Source organism: Nitrincola alkalilacustris, assembly GCF_008973755.1.
Lineage (GTDB): Bacteria > Pseudomonadota > Gammaproteobacteria > Pseudomonadales > Balneatricaceae > Nitrincola > Nitrincola alkalilacustris.
The window spans coordinates 511,586-530,052 of the sequence record NZ_WBOM01000003.1 but is presented as its reverse complement, the minus strand read 5'-3'; the positions used below and the strand labels follow the sequence as shown (position 1 = coordinate 530,052).

17 protein-coding genes are annotated in these 18,467 nt (G+C 52.0%); 2 read left to right on the top strand and 15 right to left on the bottom strand.

All coding sequences use genetic code 11. From position 1 onward, the window contains the following. Positions 1 to 189: 189 nt before the first annotated feature. The 5 genes from F7R27_RS07920 to F7R27_RS07900 all read right to left on the bottom strand — a co-directional run bounded on the left by F7R27_RS07920 (position 190) and on the right by F7R27_RS07900 (position 4,875). A complete protein-coding gene (locus F7R27_RS07920) occupies positions 190 to 1,638 on the bottom strand; it encodes an ATP-binding protein (protein WP_151703686.1) in 1,449 nt (482 codons plus the stop codon). A gap of 408 nt (positions 1,639 to 2,046) precedes the next feature. Then, positions 2,047 to 3,279, bottom strand: coding sequence for a type II toxin-antitoxin system HipA family toxin (locus tag F7R27_RS07915; protein ID WP_168927455.1), 1,233 nt, complete (start codon positions 3,277 to 3,279; stop codon positions 2,047 to 2,049). Next, positions 3,269 to 3,583, bottom strand: coding sequence for a helix-turn-helix domain-containing protein (locus tag F7R27_RS07910; RefSeq protein WP_168927454.1), 315 nt, complete (start codon positions 3,581 to 3,583; stop codon positions 3,269 to 3,271). Before F7R27_RS07910 ends, F7R27_RS07915 begins: the two co-directional genes overlap by 11 nt. Positions 3,584 to 3,666: 83 nt before the next feature. Next, positions 3,667 to 4,359: an aspartate/glutamate racemase family protein gene (locus tag F7R27_RS07905; protein WP_151703683.1), complete on the bottom strand. Its 693-nt coding sequence runs from the start codon at positions 4,357 to 4,359 to the stop codon at positions 3,667 to 3,669. Positions 4,360 to 4,389: 30 nt separating this feature from the next. Next, on the bottom strand, positions 4,390 to 4,875 hold the full coding sequence (locus tag F7R27_RS07900; RefSeq protein WP_151703682.1) for a thioesterase family protein: 486 nt from the start codon (positions 4,873 to 4,875) through the stop codon (positions 4,390 to 4,392). Between the two features lie 190 nt (positions 4,876 to 5,065). Between F7R27_RS07900 and efpL the strand changes: the two genes are divergently transcribed. Further along, on the top strand, positions 5,066 to 5,632 hold the full coding sequence (gene efpL, locus F7R27_RS07895; RefSeq protein ID WP_151703681.1) for an elongation factor P-like protein EfpL: 567 nt from the start codon (positions 5,066 to 5,068) through the stop codon (positions 5,630 to 5,632). Positions 5,633 to 5,663: 31 nt separating this feature from the next. On the opposite strand, the gene F7R27_RS07890 is transcribed toward efpL, so the two are convergent. Then, positions 5,664 to 6,518 (bottom strand): MOSC domain-containing protein, encoded by an 855-nt coding sequence (locus tag F7R27_RS07890; RefSeq protein WP_151703680.1) that lies wholly within the window; start codon positions 6,516 to 6,518, stop codon positions 5,664 to 5,666. Between the two features lie 175 nt (positions 6,519 to 6,693). On the opposite strand from F7R27_RS07890, the gene F7R27_RS07885 reads away from it, so the two are divergent. Then, on the top strand, positions 6,694 to 7,119 hold the full coding sequence (locus tag F7R27_RS07885) for a GFA family protein (RefSeq protein WP_151703679.1): 426 nt from the start codon (positions 6,694 to 6,696) through the stop codon (positions 7,117 to 7,119). 37 nt (positions 7,120 to 7,156) lie between these two features. Here the strand turns inward: F7R27_RS07885 and F7R27_RS07880 are convergent, their stop codons facing one another. The 9 genes from F7R27_RS07880 to F7R27_RS07840 form a co-directional block, all read right to left on the bottom strand. Beyond that, positions 7,157 to 7,960 carry an enoyl-CoA hydratase gene (locus F7R27_RS07880; protein ID WP_151703678.1) on the bottom strand — a complete coding sequence of 268 codons (804 nt, stop codon included), beginning with the start codon at positions 7,958 to 7,960 and terminating at the stop codon, positions 7,157 to 7,159. A 39-nt stretch (positions 7,961 to 7,999) separates the two neighbouring features. After that, positions 8,000 to 9,136, bottom strand: coding sequence for an N-acetylglucosamine-6-phosphate deacetylase (gene nagA, locus F7R27_RS07875; protein ID WP_151703677.1), 1,137 nt, complete (start codon positions 9,134 to 9,136; stop codon positions 8,000 to 8,002). Between the two features lie 2 nt (positions 9,137 to 9,138). After that, positions 9,139 to 10,134: a glucosamine-6-phosphate deaminase NagB-II gene (gene nagB-II, locus F7R27_RS07870; RefSeq protein ID WP_151703676.1), complete on the bottom strand. Its 996-nt coding sequence runs from the start codon at positions 10,132 to 10,134 to the stop codon at positions 9,139 to 9,141. A gap of 102 nt (positions 10,135 to 10,236) precedes the next feature. Continuing rightward, the gene (gene nagE, locus F7R27_RS07865) at positions 10,237 to 11,802 is read right to left on the bottom strand and encodes an N-acetylglucosamine-specific PTS transporter subunit IIBC (protein WP_151703675.1); all 1,566 of its coding nucleotides are present in this window, start codon (positions 11,800 to 11,802) and stop codon (positions 10,237 to 10,239) included. A 50-nt stretch (positions 11,803 to 11,852) separates the two neighbouring features. Further along, entirely contained in the window at positions 11,853 to 12,152 is a 300-nt protein-coding gene (locus F7R27_RS07860) for a PTS sugar transporter subunit IIB (protein WP_151703674.1), read from the bottom strand. Continuing rightward, on the bottom strand, positions 12,149 to 14,764 hold the full coding sequence (gene ptsP / locus F7R27_RS07855) for a phosphoenolpyruvate--protein phosphotransferase (RefSeq protein ID WP_151703673.1): 2,616 nt from the start codon (positions 14,762 to 14,764) through the stop codon (positions 12,149 to 12,151). The genes F7R27_RS07860 and ptsP overlap by 4 nt, the downstream gene beginning before the upstream one ends. Positions 14,765 to 14,952: 188 nt before the next feature. Further along, positions 14,953 to 16,401: an ATP-binding protein gene (locus tag F7R27_RS07850; protein WP_151703672.1), complete on the bottom strand. Its 1,449-nt coding sequence runs from the start codon at positions 16,399 to 16,401 to the stop codon at positions 14,953 to 14,955. Then, on the bottom strand, positions 16,388 to 17,098 hold the full coding sequence (locus F7R27_RS07845; protein ID WP_151703671.1) for a response regulator: 711 nt from the start codon (positions 17,096 to 17,098) through the stop codon (positions 16,388 to 16,390). Before F7R27_RS07845 ends, F7R27_RS07850 begins: the two co-directional genes overlap by 14 nt. Continuing rightward, complete coding sequence (locus F7R27_RS07840) at positions 17,098 to 18,357, bottom strand: ABC transporter substrate-binding protein (protein WP_240776299.1); 1,260 nt, start codon at positions 18,355 to 18,357, stop codon at positions 17,098 to 17,100. The genes F7R27_RS07845 and F7R27_RS07840 overlap by 1 nt, the downstream gene beginning before the upstream one ends. Positions 18,358 to 18,467 lie beyond the last annotated feature (110 nt).

The window sequence follows — 18,467 nt, the reverse complement described above, 5'->3', positions numbered from 1 at the left end:
AGTTTGACTGCCGACTCTTTGAACTCAGCTGTATAGGAATTGCTTTTCTTCTGACTCATGACACACACCTTTTGTAGGCAGGTGATCTTACCTGCAGTTGTGTGTCCGGGAAACTATAGCCACTTCAACACACCTTTTGTAGGCAGGTGATCTTACCTGCAGTTGTGTGTCCGGGAAACTATAGCCACTTCACTCCACCAGCACGGCGGCATCGGCAAAAAATAGGTCGCAATGTGTGAGCTTGAGGTAACGCTCCAAGAAGTCTCTGCTTGGGTTCGCAGTCCTGTGATAGAACTCTGACAGATTCAATACTTGAGAGCTCTGCGCAACCCCTGCGTTTTCACGCCGAAAATACCTGATTGGTTTGAAGCCACGCTCGTATAAGATGTGGGGGGAATGAGTAGTTAGAATAAGCTGTGTTCTAAATGTTTCAGGGTCATCCGCTTCTTCGCGCAGTATATCAAGAACCTTATTCACAAATACCTGCTGTAGTTGTGCATGAAGATGTGCTTCAGGCTCTTCAACAAAAACGAGATGAAGAGTTGGACGATTGTCCTCGACTGACATCCACTGAGCATGTAGGTCTAACAACTCTACTACCATATAGATCAGATTTTTAAAGCCAAGCCCGTTATATTTGTCGGGCAACGTAAGTGCATCGTCTCCATCATGTAAAGCATAGTGCACATGCGTTCCATCTTGACTGCTCATCACCGTGGCTGGATTCAGTGCTGACTTAATTAAAAGGCGCGGGTTAGCAAAACCTGGATATCCAAGTTGTTCCAGTCGTCTGAGCGTTTCAGCGAAGACCTGCCCAAGGTGTTGGTTTAATAGGTCTTCGGATACAGCTAGTGCCCTTATAGCGTTGTAGTCTTCGTTGTGGCGTTCAAGATTGCGCGAATAGTAACGACTCAAATGGCGCGAAAGTTCTTCAGTACGGCTGCCTCCGGAACTGTCAGACAAATGCCGCTGTGCGTGCAAGAAATCAACCTTCAACAGGGAGTTAATAATATCTTTGCCGGTACGGCCATGTTCTTTAAGCAACTCCTGCGGTTGATAACCCTCATTTGGTTCAAAATCATCGCCGAATTGTGCCTCATCGAGAACATAATATTTGAATTCATACTCACGATGTAATTCAGTTTCCAGGTATTCTCGAAGAGTTCTTGGTGGTGCTATATACGCCTCTTCACCTTCAGCAACAGGTATGCCTTCAGCCAGTTGCTGCGCTTCTGCATACCGTTTCCGAAAGCGAATGAGAGTTTCGTCTTGGTTCTGCGGCGCGAAGGTGATCTTGATGCCAACATGCGTTCCCTGCCAGTCGAGGCGTGGAAGAAGATCAATCACACGGTGCAGATTTTCCTCTTCGACAGCAAACCAAAGGTCGATAGCCATCTCAGGAAGAGTGGCTCCTTCTTCACCGTTTGCAAAAGACTCAACTGCGCCCCAGCGGCATGCACTAATATCGTAGAAGGAAAAGCGATCGCGAGCACCCGCAAGAAACAAATGCATAGCCTGCGCAACAGACGTCTTACCGCTGTTATTTGCTCCAACAAAAACCGAAATATCTTCATCCAAACCAATAGATACATTGGATAGTCGACGAAAGTTACATAATTTAACTCTGCTTAAATACATTTGGCGCCCCGTGTTCTCTCTGTATTTGTCTCCTTACAGAGCTATAGGAAATATTAAGTATCGTATATTTAAAGTGGCTTAGCCCAACGTCCGCTTTGGGTCGAAATTAGACTTACTTCGGCCAACGTATAACGATGCTCTTCAGCGGCCAGATGGCATGGCTTAGGTTCGAAGTTGTAATAATCGCCTCCCGTTTACTTCAAGACATCTAACGACTGGAAATTCAGATGCTTTATGGCAGTGGTTTGTTGCTGAGCAAAGATTTACAGACCGTCACACACGCTACCGCCCGGCCGGTGCTCCATCACAGCAAGTCGGTACTTCTGAGTTATCCGATCGAAATTACCCTATCTTTATTGTGGGTGCAATGCGCGAATGGGCTTGGGATAAGTGAATACCCCTCTGCTCTCATCTGACAGAACGCTCCAACTCCATCACCTCCGTCAATATCCGACAGTCAGCTTCAGACAACTCTGCCTGCTCGGCATAGTCTCGCCACTGGCGTGTCACTTTGGCGATCTCTTTGATGATGCTTTCTGCCTGGGTTGTCGAAAGCCCAAAGTGCTGAGAGGCAGACAGCGCATTTTCAAGTGAGCTTTCGCGTCCCTTCTGCCCCACTCCTATCGCTTGAAGATGAAACTGACCTGGCTGAGGCACGACATCATAGGCAGGTGTCAGGCGGTAATGGTGATCTGATATGTTTTTCAGCAGCCCATGATTGCGCAGATGATCATCTGAGTTGCCCACCAGGATATTAAAAACCATTCTGCGGAACAGTTCGGTTTTATCCTGTTCTGCCCTATCTCCAATCTGATCAATCAGGCTGGCCAGGCGCGGGTATGCGTACTGAACAGGCACGTCATCCACCCGCACTCGTGGCTGGTACATCAGCGCGCGTGCACTGATAAAGTGTAAACGTCGTCCTGCCTCGGTTTGATCAAATCGCCGGACCAGCAGCACATGCCTTCCACCGGCTCTGATCAAACGGGTTTGGCAGGCATAGATACCGCAGTCTCTCATCATCAGATAACACATCTGCTCGGCTGCAGCCTGATCAAACAGATCTTCTGGCCTGTTGAACTTGGCAATCCATAAAGCTCCCGTCTCATCCTGCACAACGGACTTTGGCCTTGCCCCGCCCATGGATGAACCCGGTTCAAAAAGCCTGACTACCTCTGGTGTCAGGAGGTTGCTTTCCAACAGGTCACTGATGCCTTTATCCAAAGCCAGCAGATGCTTTAAAGACTCGAACTCAGGGGTGGATTTGGGTCGGGTACGAGAGAGCGAAAAGCTCAATGCACCCACACCGGCTCCGCGTGTTGCCAGCAGTTCTTCAACGGCATTGCGCGGCGTGCGCTTGTGCAGCGTATACATCAAACGCTTGCCCCAGTTATCTGGGCCTGCATCCAACAGAACGGCAGGTATATGGTTCTGCCCGGCAAATATCTGTGGTGTATTAACCAGCGGCAGGTTGATAGGGTCAAATGCAAAAGCATCCGGCCGGTTCAGGTATGACTTACCGTAAAAGAAAACGCTGCGACGCGACTCAAGTATCAACCGCCCTGCCAGTACTGACTCCTCCTCATCGGGCAGCTCGACGAATACATACGCGCTGAATATTTCGTCATGCTCAGAAGTCATTGTCATACTCTTTTCGGCTCTGCCGGATTCTGCGTGGCAGATCAAAGTTCAATGCGAGCAGATCCTGTTCCGGCTCGATGATATGAGCAAGTGCTTCTACCCGTCCGTAAAGTGCCAGCAGGGTTGCCAGGTTGCCCATCGTCACGCCAGGATAGCCCTGCTCAATTCTGCGGATGGTGACGCGTGATAATCCTGTGCGAGCCTGAACCTCTGCTTGCGTCCAGCGCCGGCTCTTGCGTGCAATCTGAAGATGTTCGCCTAACTGCTGCAATGCAATTTCAGCCGGGGATGACAGATTTTTCATAAAATGAATACCATAGTGTTCCTTATAGCGCTTAAAGGAAACTATAGTATTCATTTGTGCATGATGCAAATGGGCGCTGAAACTTAAGACAGCGCCTCTCTGACTGCCCGCGCCGCATGAATCGCGGTGGTGTCATACAGGGGTGTTGATGTATCCGATGGGCTGACCAGCAATGCAATCTCGGTACAGCCGAGGATGACGGCCTGCGCACCGCGCTGCTCTAGTGAGGCGATAATCTCGAGGTAACGAGTGCGTGAGTGGGGCTCGATCTTGCCCAGACACAATTCGGAGTAGATGATGCGATGCACATCATCACGTTCAGACTCATCCGGTACCAGCACCTCGATGCCGAAATGATCTTCCAGTCGGGAGCGGTAAAAGGGCTGTTCCATCGTAAAGCGTGTGCCCAGCAGCCCAACTCGCCGAATCCCATCCTGCCTGAGCACTTCGGCGGTGGCATCGGCAATATGCAGTATCGGGATATCGATAGCCGCCTGGATCTGATCGGCAACCTTGTGCATCGTGTTGGTACAGATCAGCAAAAAATCAGCACCACCCGCTTCAACCGAGCGTGCCGCTTCACTCAGAATTCGCCCGGTTTCATCCCATTCACCACGATGCTGCAGTGCTTCGATCTCTGCGAAATCGACGCTGTGAAGCACCACTTTGGCCGAGTGCAGGCCGCCCAGCACCTGTTTAACGCCCTGGTTGATAGCCTGATAGTAACTAACGGTGGATTCCCAGCTCATTCCGCCCAATAAACCGATCGTTTTCATTTTCTCTCCATGTTTTTTATATAAGCAGAGTCAGTCAGTTTTACGCCGGATGCCAATCACCCTGCCCGCTTTGTCGGGCCTTGGCAGGTTCTGGTGTGCTGCAAACAGCTGATCAACCTGCTCTTGAACCCCTGGCGGGAAAGGCGCTGCTCGGCGCTCTGCCATGCCGACGTGCAGGGTGATCACCTCATTCGTGGCGGCCAGCCAGCCTTCAGTGGCGTGGATCATCTGATGGAAAAAGTGCAGTCGTTTGCTGTCAGCATCCAGCAGTTGCGTATAGATCAGATAGGGCTCATCGCACTGCAGCTCACGATCATAGGTGACATGCATCTCCAGCGCAAAGGATGATCCACCCTCTCGTGTCGGATACTCTGCATCCATTCCCAGATGTGCCAGCAGCGCGTCAGTGGCGTGATCAAATGCCAGCACATAATACGCCACATTCATATGCTGGTTGTAATCGATCCACTCGGGCAGCACCTTGCCCTCACCCATTAAGAGAAGCTGCTCAGACATGTTTCAGAATCCTCAAAAAAATCTGTATTCAGAGATCGAATCATAACCCGGAGTGGAATACAATTCGCCACCGGCAGTTATGACTGTCGCCAAACAGACTCCAGAGCCTACTCAACTGTACAGGTGCCGATCCGATGCACCCGGGATAAGAGTCGGCCGGCCAACAAGACAACTTTCTGAGAAGAAAACCATGCCAAAGGCATCTGAAATCAAACGCGGCCATGTCGTCGAGATCAACGGCAACCTCTATATAGCCCAGACTGTCGATGTAAAAAGCCCCTCGGCACGTGGTGCTGCAACGCTGTATAAAGTCCGCTTCAGCCAGGTTCCCGGCGGCCGCAAGCATGAAGAAACCTATGTTGGTGACGACATCATCAAGGATATACAGCTGGAAAGGCGTCGTGTTTCCTACCTGTACCGTGAAGACAATCTGCTGACCTTTATGGATGCAGAAGACTATAGCCAGTACAGCATCGATCAGGAAACCATTGAAGATCAGATCCCGTTCATCTCTGATGGTATGGAAGGGCTGATGGCCCTGCTGGTCGATGGCAACATGATCGCGCTGGCCCTGCCACCGACAGTGGTGATGGAGATTATCGAAACCGTACCGGCGATGAAGTCTGCCAGTGCTACGAGTCGCACCAAACCTGCCCTGTTCGCGACAGGTCTGGAGCTTCAGGTGCCTGAGTATCTGGAGACTGGCGACAAGGTGAAGATCAATACCGAAACCGGCAAGTACCTGTCACGGGCTTGATGCACTGTTGAAACTCAGGCTGCCGTGCCACTCACTCGGCCAGCAGCCTGTCACCCACCGCTATTGTTACACCCTCCCCTGATGACAAGATGGCATTCTGCCCAAAGAACGCCCCTTTGTGTGTCGGTTGGGTATTCATCGCAGCCAGCGTGCGCAAGGGCTCGGCTGGCTCTGAGATCTGCCCCGTTTGTTGATCGACGGTGGTAATTTTGCAACGCTGGCAGGGTTTGCGTATCCCCAGTTCATATGCCCCGCTCTGTTCTTTCACTTGCCTCCAACCATCCTCCGCAAAGGGTTGCCCTGCACTATCAATACCACGCAGCACGATACTGGGACGAAAGCGCTCCATACCCACCGGGCTGGCACCACGCTCACGCAACTGCTGGTTCAACGCGTCAAGAGACGCTTCAGTGGCAATCAAAAAAGGAAAACCATCAGAAAAGGCTGTATGAGCCTCTTCATCCTGCAAGTAGTCGGGGTCAACGTTCCTCCGGGTATCATCGGCAAAGCGAACCAGATGCAGTTTCTGCCCTTTGTACTCACCCAGCACTGCCGTCAACCAGGTGGATGCCTCATCACCGGCATCCAGTCCTTTACACTGATCGCCCCAGACAACGACATCGCGCCGAACAGGTGACTCCAGTTGCAACGACACCTTAAGATCTTCAACCTCGGCATGAGACAACACCAGCGACTGATCCGATAGTGCCACACGGATGGTCGCCATCTTCGGGATCTGGCGCTGAGTGACAAAGTGACCGTTATCATCCACTATCATCCAGTTACGGTCATGGGCCAGCCCACGAACATCCAACTGAGCGTCGTTCAATGAAATCCCCTGCAGGGATTTAACGGGATAGATAGTCAGCGCAACCACTTCAAACATTATCAACATCCTGTGACTGAATACGGGCGGGAAGCGATTGATTGTAGCGGGATATATTCAGTAATTAAATGCAGGATCGGGAGTAGAGGCGAAAATCTCCATCGGCTGCTAGAATTCTGAATCAGCACGACTACTACAACTTATTCTTCCTCAATCAGTAATCAAGGAGTGAACCATGTCAGAACAACAGACCTTACAGGGACAGTGCCTTTGTGGAGCCGTCAGCCTGGAAGCGACCGTTCAGAACCAGAGCGTTGGCGCCTGCCACTGCAGCATCTGTCGCAAATGGGGCGGTGGACCACTGATGGCGCTGGAATGTGGGGATGACGTTAAATTCGACGGCGAAGCACATATCGGGGTATTCAACTCATCCGACTGGGCCGAGCGTGGTTTCTGTCGTGAGTGTGGCACCCACCTCTTTTATCGTCTTAAAGAGGGTGGCTTCCATGCCATTCCAGCTGGACTGTTTGCAAATGACCAGTGGCAGTTTGACCATCAGGTATTCATTGATGAAAAACCGGCCTATTACGACTTTGCCAATACAACGAAGAACATGACAGGTGCCGAGGTGTTTGCACAGTTTGGTGCATCTCAGGAGTGATCTGAGCAGCCATAAGCATTAAATAAAGCAGAGTCAGTTACTGATCCCTGTCCTGCTCCCACACCGGATGGCGCTTTTCTATAAAGGCGGCTATCCCCTCTTTGGCATCGTCAATCTGCAGATTCTTTGCCATAACCTCGCTGGTCAGCGCATAGGCATCCGGCTCACTCATCTCCAGTTGCTGATAGAAGGCCTCTTTGCCAATACGCAACGTGTGGCCCGACTTGGCTGCAATTTTACTGGCCAACGCCCAGGTCTCCTCCTGCAGCGCCTCATCCTCCACCACCTGACTGACCAGTCCATAAGCAAGTGCCGTATTCGCGTCTATCGGATCACCCGTCAGCAACAGTTGCATCGCCTGCTTGGGTTGCACATTACGTGTCAGCGCCACCATTGGTGTAGAGCAGAACAGGCCGATATGAACACCCGGGGTCGCGAAGCGGGCTGAGCGAGCTGCCACCGCAAGATCACAGCTCGCTACCAACTGACAGCCAGCAGCCGTTGCCAGACTCTGAACACAGGCAATCACTGGCTGCGGCAAGCGCCGAATACTCAGCATCAACTCACTGCAACGGTTGAACAGCATCTGATGGAATATCTGATCAGCACAGGAGACCTCCTTAAGATCATGTCCGGCACAGAACGCAGGTCCATTGGCTGCTAAGACAACCACGCGGATGGAGGGCGTTGCGGCGATCTGGTCCAGCTCGGCCTGGAGGGTCGCGATCAAATCAAGTGACAGGCTGTTGCGTGCCTGCGGCCGATTAAGGGTCAGCCAGGCAACGCCTTTATCATCCTGACGTAAAAGCTGTGCGTCTTCCGAAGCAGTGGCAGAGGTCATGCTATATCCTTTATAGTTATTTATTGATCCCGATAATCTTTAACATATTAGCAACTCTTTATCTACAGCAGGCAAACACATCCCATTGATCCAGCATTGCTGCACCTGCCAGTTCTGATCAAGTAATACCATACTTGCGGCATCACTCTTTCTGAGAAGGCCTGCCGATAACCCCAGGCACTGCGCAGGGTAGCGCGAAGCCATCCGCAAGGCTTCATCTTCACTGACATCCAACTGATTGATCGCATAACGCACAGCCGATGCCATATCCAGTGCGGAGCCTGCCAGCTGCCCTCTGCTGTTCGTCAGTTGCAGATTCTGGCGCGTGACCTGTTCCCCAAAGAGATCAAAATGCTGATCATCGGTGCCAACAGGCGACATTGCATCCGTCACCAGCAGCAACTTACCCTGTGGTTTGCTTTGCAGGGCAAGACGGGCAGCAAGCGGATGCATATGATGACCATCCAGTATTATTCCGCACCAGGTGGATTGGTCAACAAGAGCAACGCCGACCATGCCCGGTTCACGTGATGTCAGAGGCGACATGGCATTATAGAGGTGGGTAAATCCTCGCGCACCGGCGTCAATGGCTGCGAGCACTGTTTCAGCATCGGCGTTGGAGTGCCCCAGGAAGACAGTCACCTGTTGCGCGATCAGTTGTCGTATCTGTTCAGGGGGTACACACTCCGGCGCCACCGTCACCAACTTGATACCGATATCCTGACGGGCATAGATCGCCAGCTCTCGCTCGCTGAGTGGCCGGATATGCTGCTGCGGATGCACTCCTTTCTTGGGGGCTGAAAGGTGCGGTCCTTCAAAATGCAGGCCTAACACACCTGGCTCTGCCGACGCGATCGCCTCGGATAGAGTATCAGCCGCACGCTCCATCACCCTCAGATCATCTGTGATCAGTGTTGGTAACAGAGCTACCGTTCCGTAACGGGCATGCGCTCTGACCATCCGGCGTAAGGTATCGAGAGTAGGTGAAGCATTGAATAGAACACCGCCACCACCATTCACCTGAAGATCTATAAAGCCAGGCACCAGTATGCCATCACAAAAATCTGGATCGGTAGGTTTCAGTGAGCGAATCACTCCCTCTTCGATCTGTACCTCAATATGCTGGTGCCAGGACTCACCATCAAACAGACGCTCAACATTCAGTAGTTGCATCATGGCTACACCGTTTGTGTGACTTTATTAAGCCCCGGCGGAGCATCAGGATTAACGCCAAGACTACGCGCCACCACTTCAATATCCAGATAAAAGCGCTGCAACACCAGCAGTGGCAATAGTCGGGGATGAGCAGTCAATCCCCCAACATGCAGAACCTGAATCAGACCGCCTCGGCTCTCGATATCTGCCACCTGCGTCAGATGAGCAGCCTGGCTCTCATCTGCAATATCAACAGAAATCAAAGCGAAACCTGGCTGCACCAGTGTCACGGGCCCGTGAATGAACTCGGCACTGGAGAAAGCTTCGGCCTGAATTCCGCACACCTCTTTCAATTTCAACGCAATTTCGCGTGCGATGGCATATCCCAGCCCCCGCCCCAGCACAACGCAGTGGCTTATCTGCCTGAGTGAATCAGCTGTCAGTTGCGCGGGTAGTGCCTGTGCATCTCTCAAGAGCGCCGGCAATCGCTTCAACCCCTCCTGCAACTCCTGATTGCCAGACCAACAAGCAACCAGTTGCAACAACACGCTGAGCGTGGCCAGATAGCTTTTGGTAGCGGCAACAGCACGCTCCTCTCCTGCCAGAATTGGCAGAGTTACATCTGCCGTTTGCGCCAATGGTGATTCAGCATCATTCACTATGGCAATCATCATCGCCCCAGATGCCTTCGCCATGGCCACCTGCGCCAGAATATCAGGGCTGCGGCCGGACTGAGACAGCACCAGTACCAGCGCCTTTTCCAGCTTTAGCTGACGGTGGTAAACACTGGCAATAGAGGGTGCTGCCGCAGTGACCGGAATCCCCAGTTCAATTTCGATCAGATATTTGGCAAACACGCCGGCATGATCCGACGACCCACGGCCAACCATATACACCAGCTCCGGTCTTTTAAGGCGGATGAGATCCACTACCCGCTGTACGGCAGGCAGGTTTTTGTCCAGTTGCTCGGCAATGCGATCTGCCGTCTCTGCTGCTTCAGCGGCCATTAAACTTGTCATATTATTACTCATGCTTTTGTTCCTGCTTTTTACCAATGAGGCCAGAATCAGACAACCTGAGCGATGGTACAGATACCGATATATCGCTCAGGCTTTATCTGTCTAAACGGGCAGTTGAATCTGCTGCAAAGACTCATCGGTCGGGATGATTCGCAACTCGGCGGCAATGATCTCCGCCTGTGGTCCCAGAATGATCTGCAGGTTTTTCTCCCCCAGACTGACAACACCTTTGGCACCAAGCTTTTTAAAGGCAGACTCCTGTACACGGGATCGATCCTTGACGCTCAGGCGCAGGCGCGTGATACAGGCATCTATATGGCTGATATTGTCATGCCCACCGAGCGCTTTCAGATACTGGCGTGCCAGCGTTTGCTGCGACTGGCCCGATACACCCGACGGTGTAGAGCCTGAGACGTTGAGCCCGGATTCAGTCCCTGTACCGGCATCAATGGATTCATTGCCCGGCGTTTTCAGGCGGAAGAAGCGAATAGCCAAGCTGAACAGGACAAAATAAAGCGCAAACCATACGACACCCTGAATCACCAGCAACACCGGACGTGTCGCTCCGCTCCAATTCAACACAAGATCAAACAGGCCAGCAGAGAATCCGAACCCGTGCAGAGCGCCACTGATATTAGCGACCACCAGAGAGATACCTGTCAGCACAGCATGCAGAACATACAGAGCTGGTGCCAGGAACACGAAGAGGAACTCAATCGGCTCTGTCACCCCGGTCAGAAACGCTGTAAACGCAGCTGAGAAGAGAATTCCGCCCACTTCCGCACGACGCTCTTTAGGTGCTGCAAAATACATTGCCAATGCCGCGCCAGGAAGGCCAAACATCATCACGGGGTAGAAACCAGCCATGAACACACCTGCCGTCGGATCACCTGCAGCAAAGCGCAGCAGATCGCCACTGGTTGCGGTGGTGCTGATCGCTGTAACCACGGCATTATCTATGCCAGGCAAATAATCCCCGAGTGACAAGTTGCTGACGATATCAGATGCGAGACAGGTATTGCGGACAGCATCAGCAACCGCGTAGGTCACTTGAACGCACTCACCCATACCAAACCAGAAAATATTGTTCAGAACGTGGTGTAGCCCTACTGGAATCAGCAGTCTGTTGAACGTGCCATAGATAAATTGGCCGATGCTGCCGGACTCTATCACTCCGTTACCAAAGGCATCTATACCCTGCTGTGCCACAGGCCAGAGATACCCGAGCACAAAGCCCAGAAGCAGTGTGATAAGACCGGTCATGATGGGGACCAAGCGCTTGCCACCGAAAAAAGCGAGATAATCGGGCAGTTTTACCGCATGGAAGCGGTTATAGGCATGCCCGGCCACTATCCCTGCGATAATGCCCGAAAACACCCCCATATTGATGGTGTCGTTCACTGTGGTTGCGGTATTTGTCAGCACAAACCAGCCAATGACACCGGCAAGTGCAGCCGCGCCATGCTCATCACGTGCCAGCCCTACGGCAATGCCGAGTGCAAAGATCAGTGACAGATTACTGAAAATGGCTGACCCCGCCTGAAACATCCAGGGAAGATTGAAAAGATCCGGCGCTCCAAGGCGAAGCAGCAAGGCAGCAACCGGGAGCGTGGCGATCGGAAGCATCAGCGATTTTCCGAGCCGTTGAGCATAACCTAACAGGTTCATGAGTTCTCTCCGTTTTCATTTTTTATTGTTATGGAGGACATGCGGCCTCCTCAGACAGACCAGTGGCTGATATCTTCAGCAGCCACCAGATAAATCACACGTTCATTGATCGGTAGCAGCCCGACAAAAGGTGCCGGCAATTGCGATAGGGTCAATGACACAGGGGATTTCAGTTCAACTCGTAATCGAGTCAATGCGCAGACTTTCATGCTCACGACATTCTCATCACCACCTGCCAGCACTGAAACCTGTTCCAGTGGCGGCGAAGATGGAGTTAAAAATGATTGCGTATCGATTTTGCTAGAGGGACGATTACTTAATACCCGTGACAAACTATTCAGCAGATTCATGACAGACTCCCGGAAAACTCAGTTGACAGCGCCCTGACGGCTTCGGCATCCGATGCGTCTAATGCCTTGCGTGCCAACTCCTGACACTGTTTTTCATCCAGGCGACGCACCAGTGCACGAATCTCAGGCAATGCGGGCGCACTGACTGATAATTCGGTTACCCCCAGTCCCAGCAAAATTGGAACAGCCGTTGGATCTGAGGCCAATCCACCACAGACACCTACCCAGCGCTGATGAAATAGTGCGCCCTCGGTGGTTTTTGCAATCATTCTCAGCACCGATGGCTCCAGTCCATCTGCATAGGTAGCCAACTGCGGATGTCCGCGGTCCATCGCCAACACATACTGAGTCAAATCATTGGAGCCTATAGAGAGAAAATCGGCCTGACTGGCCAGTTGATCCGCCATCATCGCTGCCGATGGCACCTCAATCATGACGCCTACATCACAGACCATAACACCAAGATTATGAGCCTCCTCCTGAATCAGTAAGCGACTGAGAGATAGTTCTTCATGTCTCGAAATCATTGGCAGCATGATCTTGCAACGGCCAGTTTCTGCATGGGCACGCAAGATAGCGCGTACCTGGGTGCGCAATAGCGCAGGGCGATGCAGACCGACTCGGATCCCCCGCTCACCCAGAAAAGGGTTATCCTCTTTCGGCAAAGGAAGATAACTCAACGGCTTGTCGCCCCCGACATCAAGAGTTCGGATAATCAGTGTCTGGCCTGGCATAGCACTCAGCAGCTCCATATAGGCCGCATACTGCTGATTCTCATCGGGTGCTTTCTGCTGCGACTGAAATAGAAACTCAGTACGCACCAGGCCAGATCCTTCAGCACCCAAACGATACCCTTGACGCGCATCTGCCAGGCAACCGACATTGGCTGCAACCTGAATCAGGCTCCCCTGGCGCATTCTGGTGGGTTCATGAACCTGGGCAAGATCTCGATCAGCCTGCATTTGCCGAGCGGTCTGCATGATCGCAAATGTCTGTAATTGACTGTCGCTGACATCAATGTCGAGCACGCCGCGAGATCCATCCACGATCACACGTTGTCCGTTGTGTAAGGAGTGACATTGTGTACCCAGCCCTGCCAACATCGGTATGCCCAGGCCACGCATCACAATGGCCGCATGTGATGCTGCACCACCCTGCTCTGTGATAACCCCTCTGATGACGGCCGGATCAAGACTCGCTGCCAGCGAAGGGCTCAGATCTTTGATCAGCAACACAGTTTCATCTGGAATATCAGTCGCAGAATCCACACCCAGCATGCGTTGCAGAAGTTGATGACGGATATCGACAAGATCCGTTATACGGCTTTGCAGCAGGCTGTTTTCTGTTTTTTGAAGCTGTTGTATCTGCTGCTTGAACGCGTCATCAACTGCGGCTTCACAGCTGGCGCCATCGGTTATGTACTGTTCGATCAAAAGCAGCAGATCTGGATCCTGCAGCATACTCAGATGGGCGCTGAATATATCAGCCTGATCAACATCCTCTGTTTGTATGATGCGTGTCTGAAAACTCATAGCTTGATCCGCAAGAGCTGCTTTGAGGCGCATCAACTCTTGTCTTGAGTCATCTGAAACACGGCTATAATCCGGTAGTTCGTCATTTATACGATAGATGACACCGGCTGCCTGACCGGCTGATGCGGCAACGCCCAGTAACTGATTCTCAGACACCACTCGACGGCGAAGTAATGAAGGCTCGTCTTCAAGCGCGATCACAGAGGGTGCAGTAACAGAGGGTGCAGCTTCAACTGGCTGACAAACCTCACCGAGGCCACCCACAATAGCCGACAATATGGACTCTAATGCCGACTCGGCATCAATACCTGTCACTTCGACTTTAAGTCGATCACCCTGCACCGTGCCCAGCCCCATCACGGCAACAACAGATGCCGCATTGGCCGCCTGTACACCTTTATAAACGGTGACCTTCACACCAAGCTTCTTTACATGATCAGACAAGCGGGCTGCTGGACGTGCATGCAGCCCCAAAGGATTAGGTATACACACCTCTCCACAGGCGTGAGTCATTGCCGAAGACAGGTCCTCTGAAACTAGGTCCTCTGAAACTAGGTCCTCTGAAACAAAATCCTCTGAAACAAGTGCGGAAGAGCCATTAATAACGGTGTCGGATTTCAGCTCCAGCTGCAGCAAAGGCTGATGAGACTCAACAAGTGAGGGTGCGACCACAGAGATACCTGTCAAAAGCTCAGGATTAGTCACAACAATGGCGCTGATCAATGATCGGGCATTCAGTGCAAGATAGTCTGCATCAAATCTGAGCAACGGCTGACCGGCAATCACCTTGTCACCCTGTTGTACCAGGCTGGATATCCCTTTTCCCTCAAGAGTGACTGTATCCAACCCAAGATGAATCAATACTTCTATGCCGCTGTCATGACGGACTGCCAACGCATGCTTGCAACGATGGTATTGGCTGATCACACCACTCACAGGCGCGGATATCTCTTGCCCCGTCGGGTCGATACCACATCCATCGCCAACCATACCTTCTGAAAAAACCGGATCGGGAATATCACTCAACGCAAGAACACGTCCGGCAACAGGACTGATGATCTGCAGTAATGAATCTGACATGACACTTCAACCTTTCTTATGTTTATTGGCTGCAAGGCAGCAGTGCCGATAGGAACCTGGCTACAGGTCATCGACAGATTCTTTACATTAAGATGAAGTAAGGAGTGTGTCTTTCAGAAAAGTACTGCAAATAATTGCTTGTATTACAGGGCACTACGTAATCTTGCAAAACCTTGCAACAGATGTTGTCAGGTCAGTTTCTGAGGCAGGCGTATCTGAGCGACCAGGCCACCGGTAGGATGATTGAAGAGCTTCAACTGGCCACCCAGCCCAAGCACCAGGTTATGACTGATGGTTAAACCCAACCCCTGCCCGTCCTGGTTACGACTGCGACCATGTTCCAGACGCTGGCCAGGCTGTATCAGGTTCTCGATCTCCGATTCCGCTACACCGGGGCCATAGTCCCTGATACTGATCCAAAGCTGCTCTCGCTGCTCAACTCGAATATCCACCTTATCGCCATAGAGCAGTGCATTGTTGATCAGATTATCAAGCACGCGTTTGAGTGCCAGTACCCGTGTCTGCAGTAAAATTTCTGGGCATTTAATGCTGACCACCTGGCCGCTGAGGCTGTAGGTCTGAGTGAGACGTCGCAGCAATTCATCAAGCCTGACTTCGCTGATCGGCTCATCCAGTGCTGTGTCCTTGACGCTTTGCAGCGCTGCTGTCACCAGTCGTGACAGGTCATCCAGATCCTCATGAAACTCCTGTTGAATTTGAGGATCGTCCAGCATTTCGGTCCTCAGTTTGAGGCGTGTGATAGGTGTGCGAAGGTCATGGCTGATGGATGAAAAAAGCCGCCCTCGATCTGCGATGAACTGCTCGATACGACGCTCCATTTCCAATAGTGCATTGCGCAGATTGCGATACTCTCGGCTACCCGTTTCCGGCAAGGCCTCATGTGCCAACCCGCGTCCGAAGCTGTGCGTGGCAGCCGACAGTCGGGCAAGCGGCTTGGTGATTGAGCGGGTCAGCGGAATCATCAACACCAGCGCAGACAGAATCGGTACCAGTTGAATCAACCAACTCCAACCACTGAAGGGATTGGATTTATCCAGGAAATAGGGATCCGGCATCAGGCTGGCGAGATACAGCCAATCACCATTTTCCAGCGCTATCTGAGCGACCAGGATCGGTGCCGGCTTAGGTTGTAATAACAGACTGAACTCAGTCCATTGACGAGGCAAATCTGTAATCAGGGTGCCCTGCTCTGATGTCACCAACTGTTCAGGCCAGGCAATGGCTGCCTCAAGCGGAAAGCCCGTCCCTAACTGCTCCTCCAGCGCCTGTTGAAAGCTGATCCGCGCCTGCTCTGCCAAAGGGTCATCGCTGATACCGTTTATCTGCAGTACTTCGGGGTTGAGCGTGACAAAAAAGCGCGTACCACCCATCTCCCTGAGTTGATCAATCACCAGTGGCTGATAACTCTGCGGCAACAAGGCAAAGTAATGAACTGTGGCCGCCGCTGCGCTGCCCAGATAACCAGCCGCCTGCTGAGTATCATGACGAGCCTGATTGTGTAGATGGGTGGACCAGTTCAGGCTGACCGCCGTTTGAGTCAGAACCATCCCCAGCGCAAGCGTCAGGATCATCCGAGCCAGCAAAGACGCTGGCATGAGCGACTCAATCAGGCGCATCCACACTCACCTCGCAGGCAAATACATAGCCCACGCCCCTCACAGTTTTGATAAATCGCGGCTGCTTACCTTCGTCTTTGAGTTTACTGCGCAAACGGCTGATCTGGACATCCAGGTTACGATCCAATGGTCCCAGATCTCGTCCATGTGTAGCCTCAATCAATTGGCTTCGCTCCACAATCGAGCCAGCTCTCTGAACCAGGTATTGCAGCAACATGAACTCATTGCCCGACAGAACAACCTCTTGCCCGTCGGCACCCATCAGCGTTCGGTTGACGCAATCCAGACAGAAATCAGCAAAAAAATAACAGGTTGGTTGCTGAGCATTGCCGCCTTCCACACGCCGCAAAATGGCTTTGATACGAGCCAGCAACTCACGCGGGTTGAACGGCTTGCCCAGATAGTCATCTGCTCCCAGCTCTAACCCAACGATACGGTCGGTTTCATCAATGTTAGCCGTCAGCATCAGAATCGGCACATCTGAGCGCTTGCGCAGCAAACGGCATACCTGGAAACCATCCAGATCCGGCAGCATCACATCCAATACTACCAATTCAATCTCCGGATGCTGCTCATACATCTGCAGCGCTGTTTCGCCGTTCAAGGCGCTGATCACGCGGAACTGATTACGCTCAAGATAGGCCTGTAACAGACTCAGTATTTTCTTATCATCATCTACTATGAGTAGGGTTTTCATTATTGTAATGCTCTGAGTTCAGCTGCCAGACGCGTCTGAGTCAGCTTGATATCCTGTGTGTCATCGTTGAAAAAGCGGTGCAGCGCATGAATGAATACATTGCGCACCTCCTCTATGGCGGCCGTCCGATGCACCAGACTGGGTAAGCGTGTCTGTTGTTCAAAGTCTCGTGCCGAAGCCGCCAGGCATGGCTGTACCGATAACGCTGCATCCTGTCTGGCCGGTATGGCGCCTTTAACCTGTGCAAAGCGATACTGAAAATCCGAATCGCCAAGTTTTTGCACTAAGCGTTGAACTGCGCCTTCCGTCAAAGAGCCGCTGCGAAAGAATACCAGACTATCAACACTGTACAGATGCTGCTGCGAGAAAAATGCCGAACAGCCGATCTGATTGTCAATCTGGCTACCGACCAGACCGCCAGTCTGCCATTGCAGCACCTCACCTAGCGCCCAGTCACCCATCAACTGCATTCCTGCCTTTCCCTCAAATACCTGGCGCGTGGCCTCGCTCCAGTCACTGTTTCGCAGAGGTTGCATGTAGGATTTCAGTTGCCTGAATCGGGTCAGGCTCAGCGCCATCTCTTCGCCCAAAAGTGCCGAGCTATCCTGTTCGATCATGATCTGATGGTAGGTATCGGGGGATGCTGTGACTGCAAGAACAGTTTCGAACAAGGTCGCATTCTGCCAAGGTTGATTTGAGTGAGCCAGGGGCACGATGCCTGCTTGCTGCAACAGATCTAACTGCTCCAGCCAGCTAGCCCAGTCTACAGCAGGCTCAAGTCCGAACTTATCAAAAAGTGTCTGATTAAAGATCAGCGTGTTAACTCGATGGATCGCAAGCGGGACAGCAAACGGCTGTTCCTCATACGCGACCAGATCAAACACGGGGCTGGAAAGGTTATCAAACAGAGTGTGGTTATCCTGGCTACCAGCCAGCGAATGGAAAAACCCCAACTCCGCCCAGTTCCGTATCGATGGCCCGATAATCTGTGCAATATCCGGCGCATCATCAAGCAGTACCCGTGCCTTGAGTACCTTGACTGCACCTTCACCGGCACCACCGACAATTGCATAATCGGTGATCCGATAACCCTCCTCTTCCATCGCTTCACGCAGCAACTCGGCCGCTGCATGCTCGCTGGCAGATGTCCACCAATGAAGAACCTCCAGGGTAGTCTCAGCAGACCTGTCGGCATATGAAGGTGCAGCAAGCGACAATACAATTGCCGCAACAGATATTCGCCAGCCTGTTGTCATCATCACTCTGTTCAGATCCTTTACTAAAACACAGGGTCCTCATTCTGATAGTACAAAGGATATGACGTTTATTGCGGAATTGCCTGAAAATATTGATCTTTGCTTCTAAATAT

Bases quoted from the DNA above. Each gene is read 5' to 3' on its own strand.
- F7R27_RS07920 (WP_151703686.1), bottom strand. From the start codon at position 1,638: ATGTATTTAAGCAGAGTTAAATTATGTAACTTTCGTCGACTATCCAAT.
- F7R27_RS07915 (WP_168927455.1), bottom strand. From the start codon at position 3,279: ATGACTTCTGAGCATGACGAAATATTCAGCGCGTATGTATTCGTCGAG.
- F7R27_RS07910 (WP_168927454.1), bottom strand. From the start codon at position 3,583: ATGAAAAATCTGTCATCCCCGGCTGAAATTGCATTGCAGCAGTTAGGC.
- F7R27_RS07905 (WP_151703683.1), bottom strand. From the start codon at position 4,359: ATGAAAACGATCGGTTTATTGGGCGGAATGAGCTGGGAATCCACCGTT.
- F7R27_RS07900 (WP_151703682.1), bottom strand. From the start codon at position 4,875: ATGTCTGAGCAGCTTCTCTTAATGGGTGAGGGCAAGGTGCTGCCCGAG.
- efpL (WP_151703681.1), top strand. From the start codon at position 5,066: ATGCCAAAGGCATCTGAAATCAAACGCGGCCATGTCGTCGAGATCAAC.
- F7R27_RS07890 (WP_151703680.1), bottom strand. From the start codon at position 6,518: ATGTTTGAAGTGGTTGCGCTGACTATCTATCCCGTTAAATCCCTGCAG.
- F7R27_RS07885 (WP_151703679.1), top strand. From the start codon at position 6,694: ATGTCAGAACAACAGACCTTACAGGGACAGTGCCTTTGTGGAGCCGTC.
- F7R27_RS07880 (WP_151703678.1), bottom strand. From the start codon at position 7,960: ATGACCTCTGCCACTGCTTCGGAAGACGCACAGCTTTTACGTCAGGAT.
- nagA (WP_151703677.1), bottom strand. From the start codon at position 9,136: ATGATGCAACTACTGAATGTTGAGCGTCTGTTTGATGGTGAGTCCTGG.
- nagB-II (WP_151703676.1), bottom strand. From the start codon at position 10,134: ATGACAAGTTTAATGGCCGCTGAAGCAGCAGAGACGGCAGATCGCATT.
- nagE (WP_151703675.1), bottom strand. From the start codon at position 11,802: ATGAACCTGTTAGGTTATGCTCAACGGCTCGGAAAATCGCTGATGCTT.
- F7R27_RS07860 (WP_151703674.1), bottom strand. From the start codon at position 12,152: ATGAATCTGCTGAATAGTTTGTCACGGGTATTAAGTAATCGTCCCTCT.
- ptsP (WP_151703673.1), bottom strand. From the start codon at position 14,764: ATGTCAGATTCATTACTGCAGATCATCAGTCCTGTTGCCGGACGTGTT.
- F7R27_RS07850 (WP_151703672.1), bottom strand. From the start codon at position 16,401: ATGCGCCTGATTGAGTCGCTCATGCCAGCGTCTTTGCTGGCTCGGATG.
- F7R27_RS07845 (WP_151703671.1), bottom strand. From the start codon at position 17,098: ATGAAAACCCTACTCATAGTAGATGATGATAAGAAAATACTGAGTCTG.
- F7R27_RS07840 (WP_240776299.1), bottom strand. From the start codon at position 18,357: ATGATGACAACAGGCTGGCGAATATCTGTTGCGGCAATTGTATTGTCG.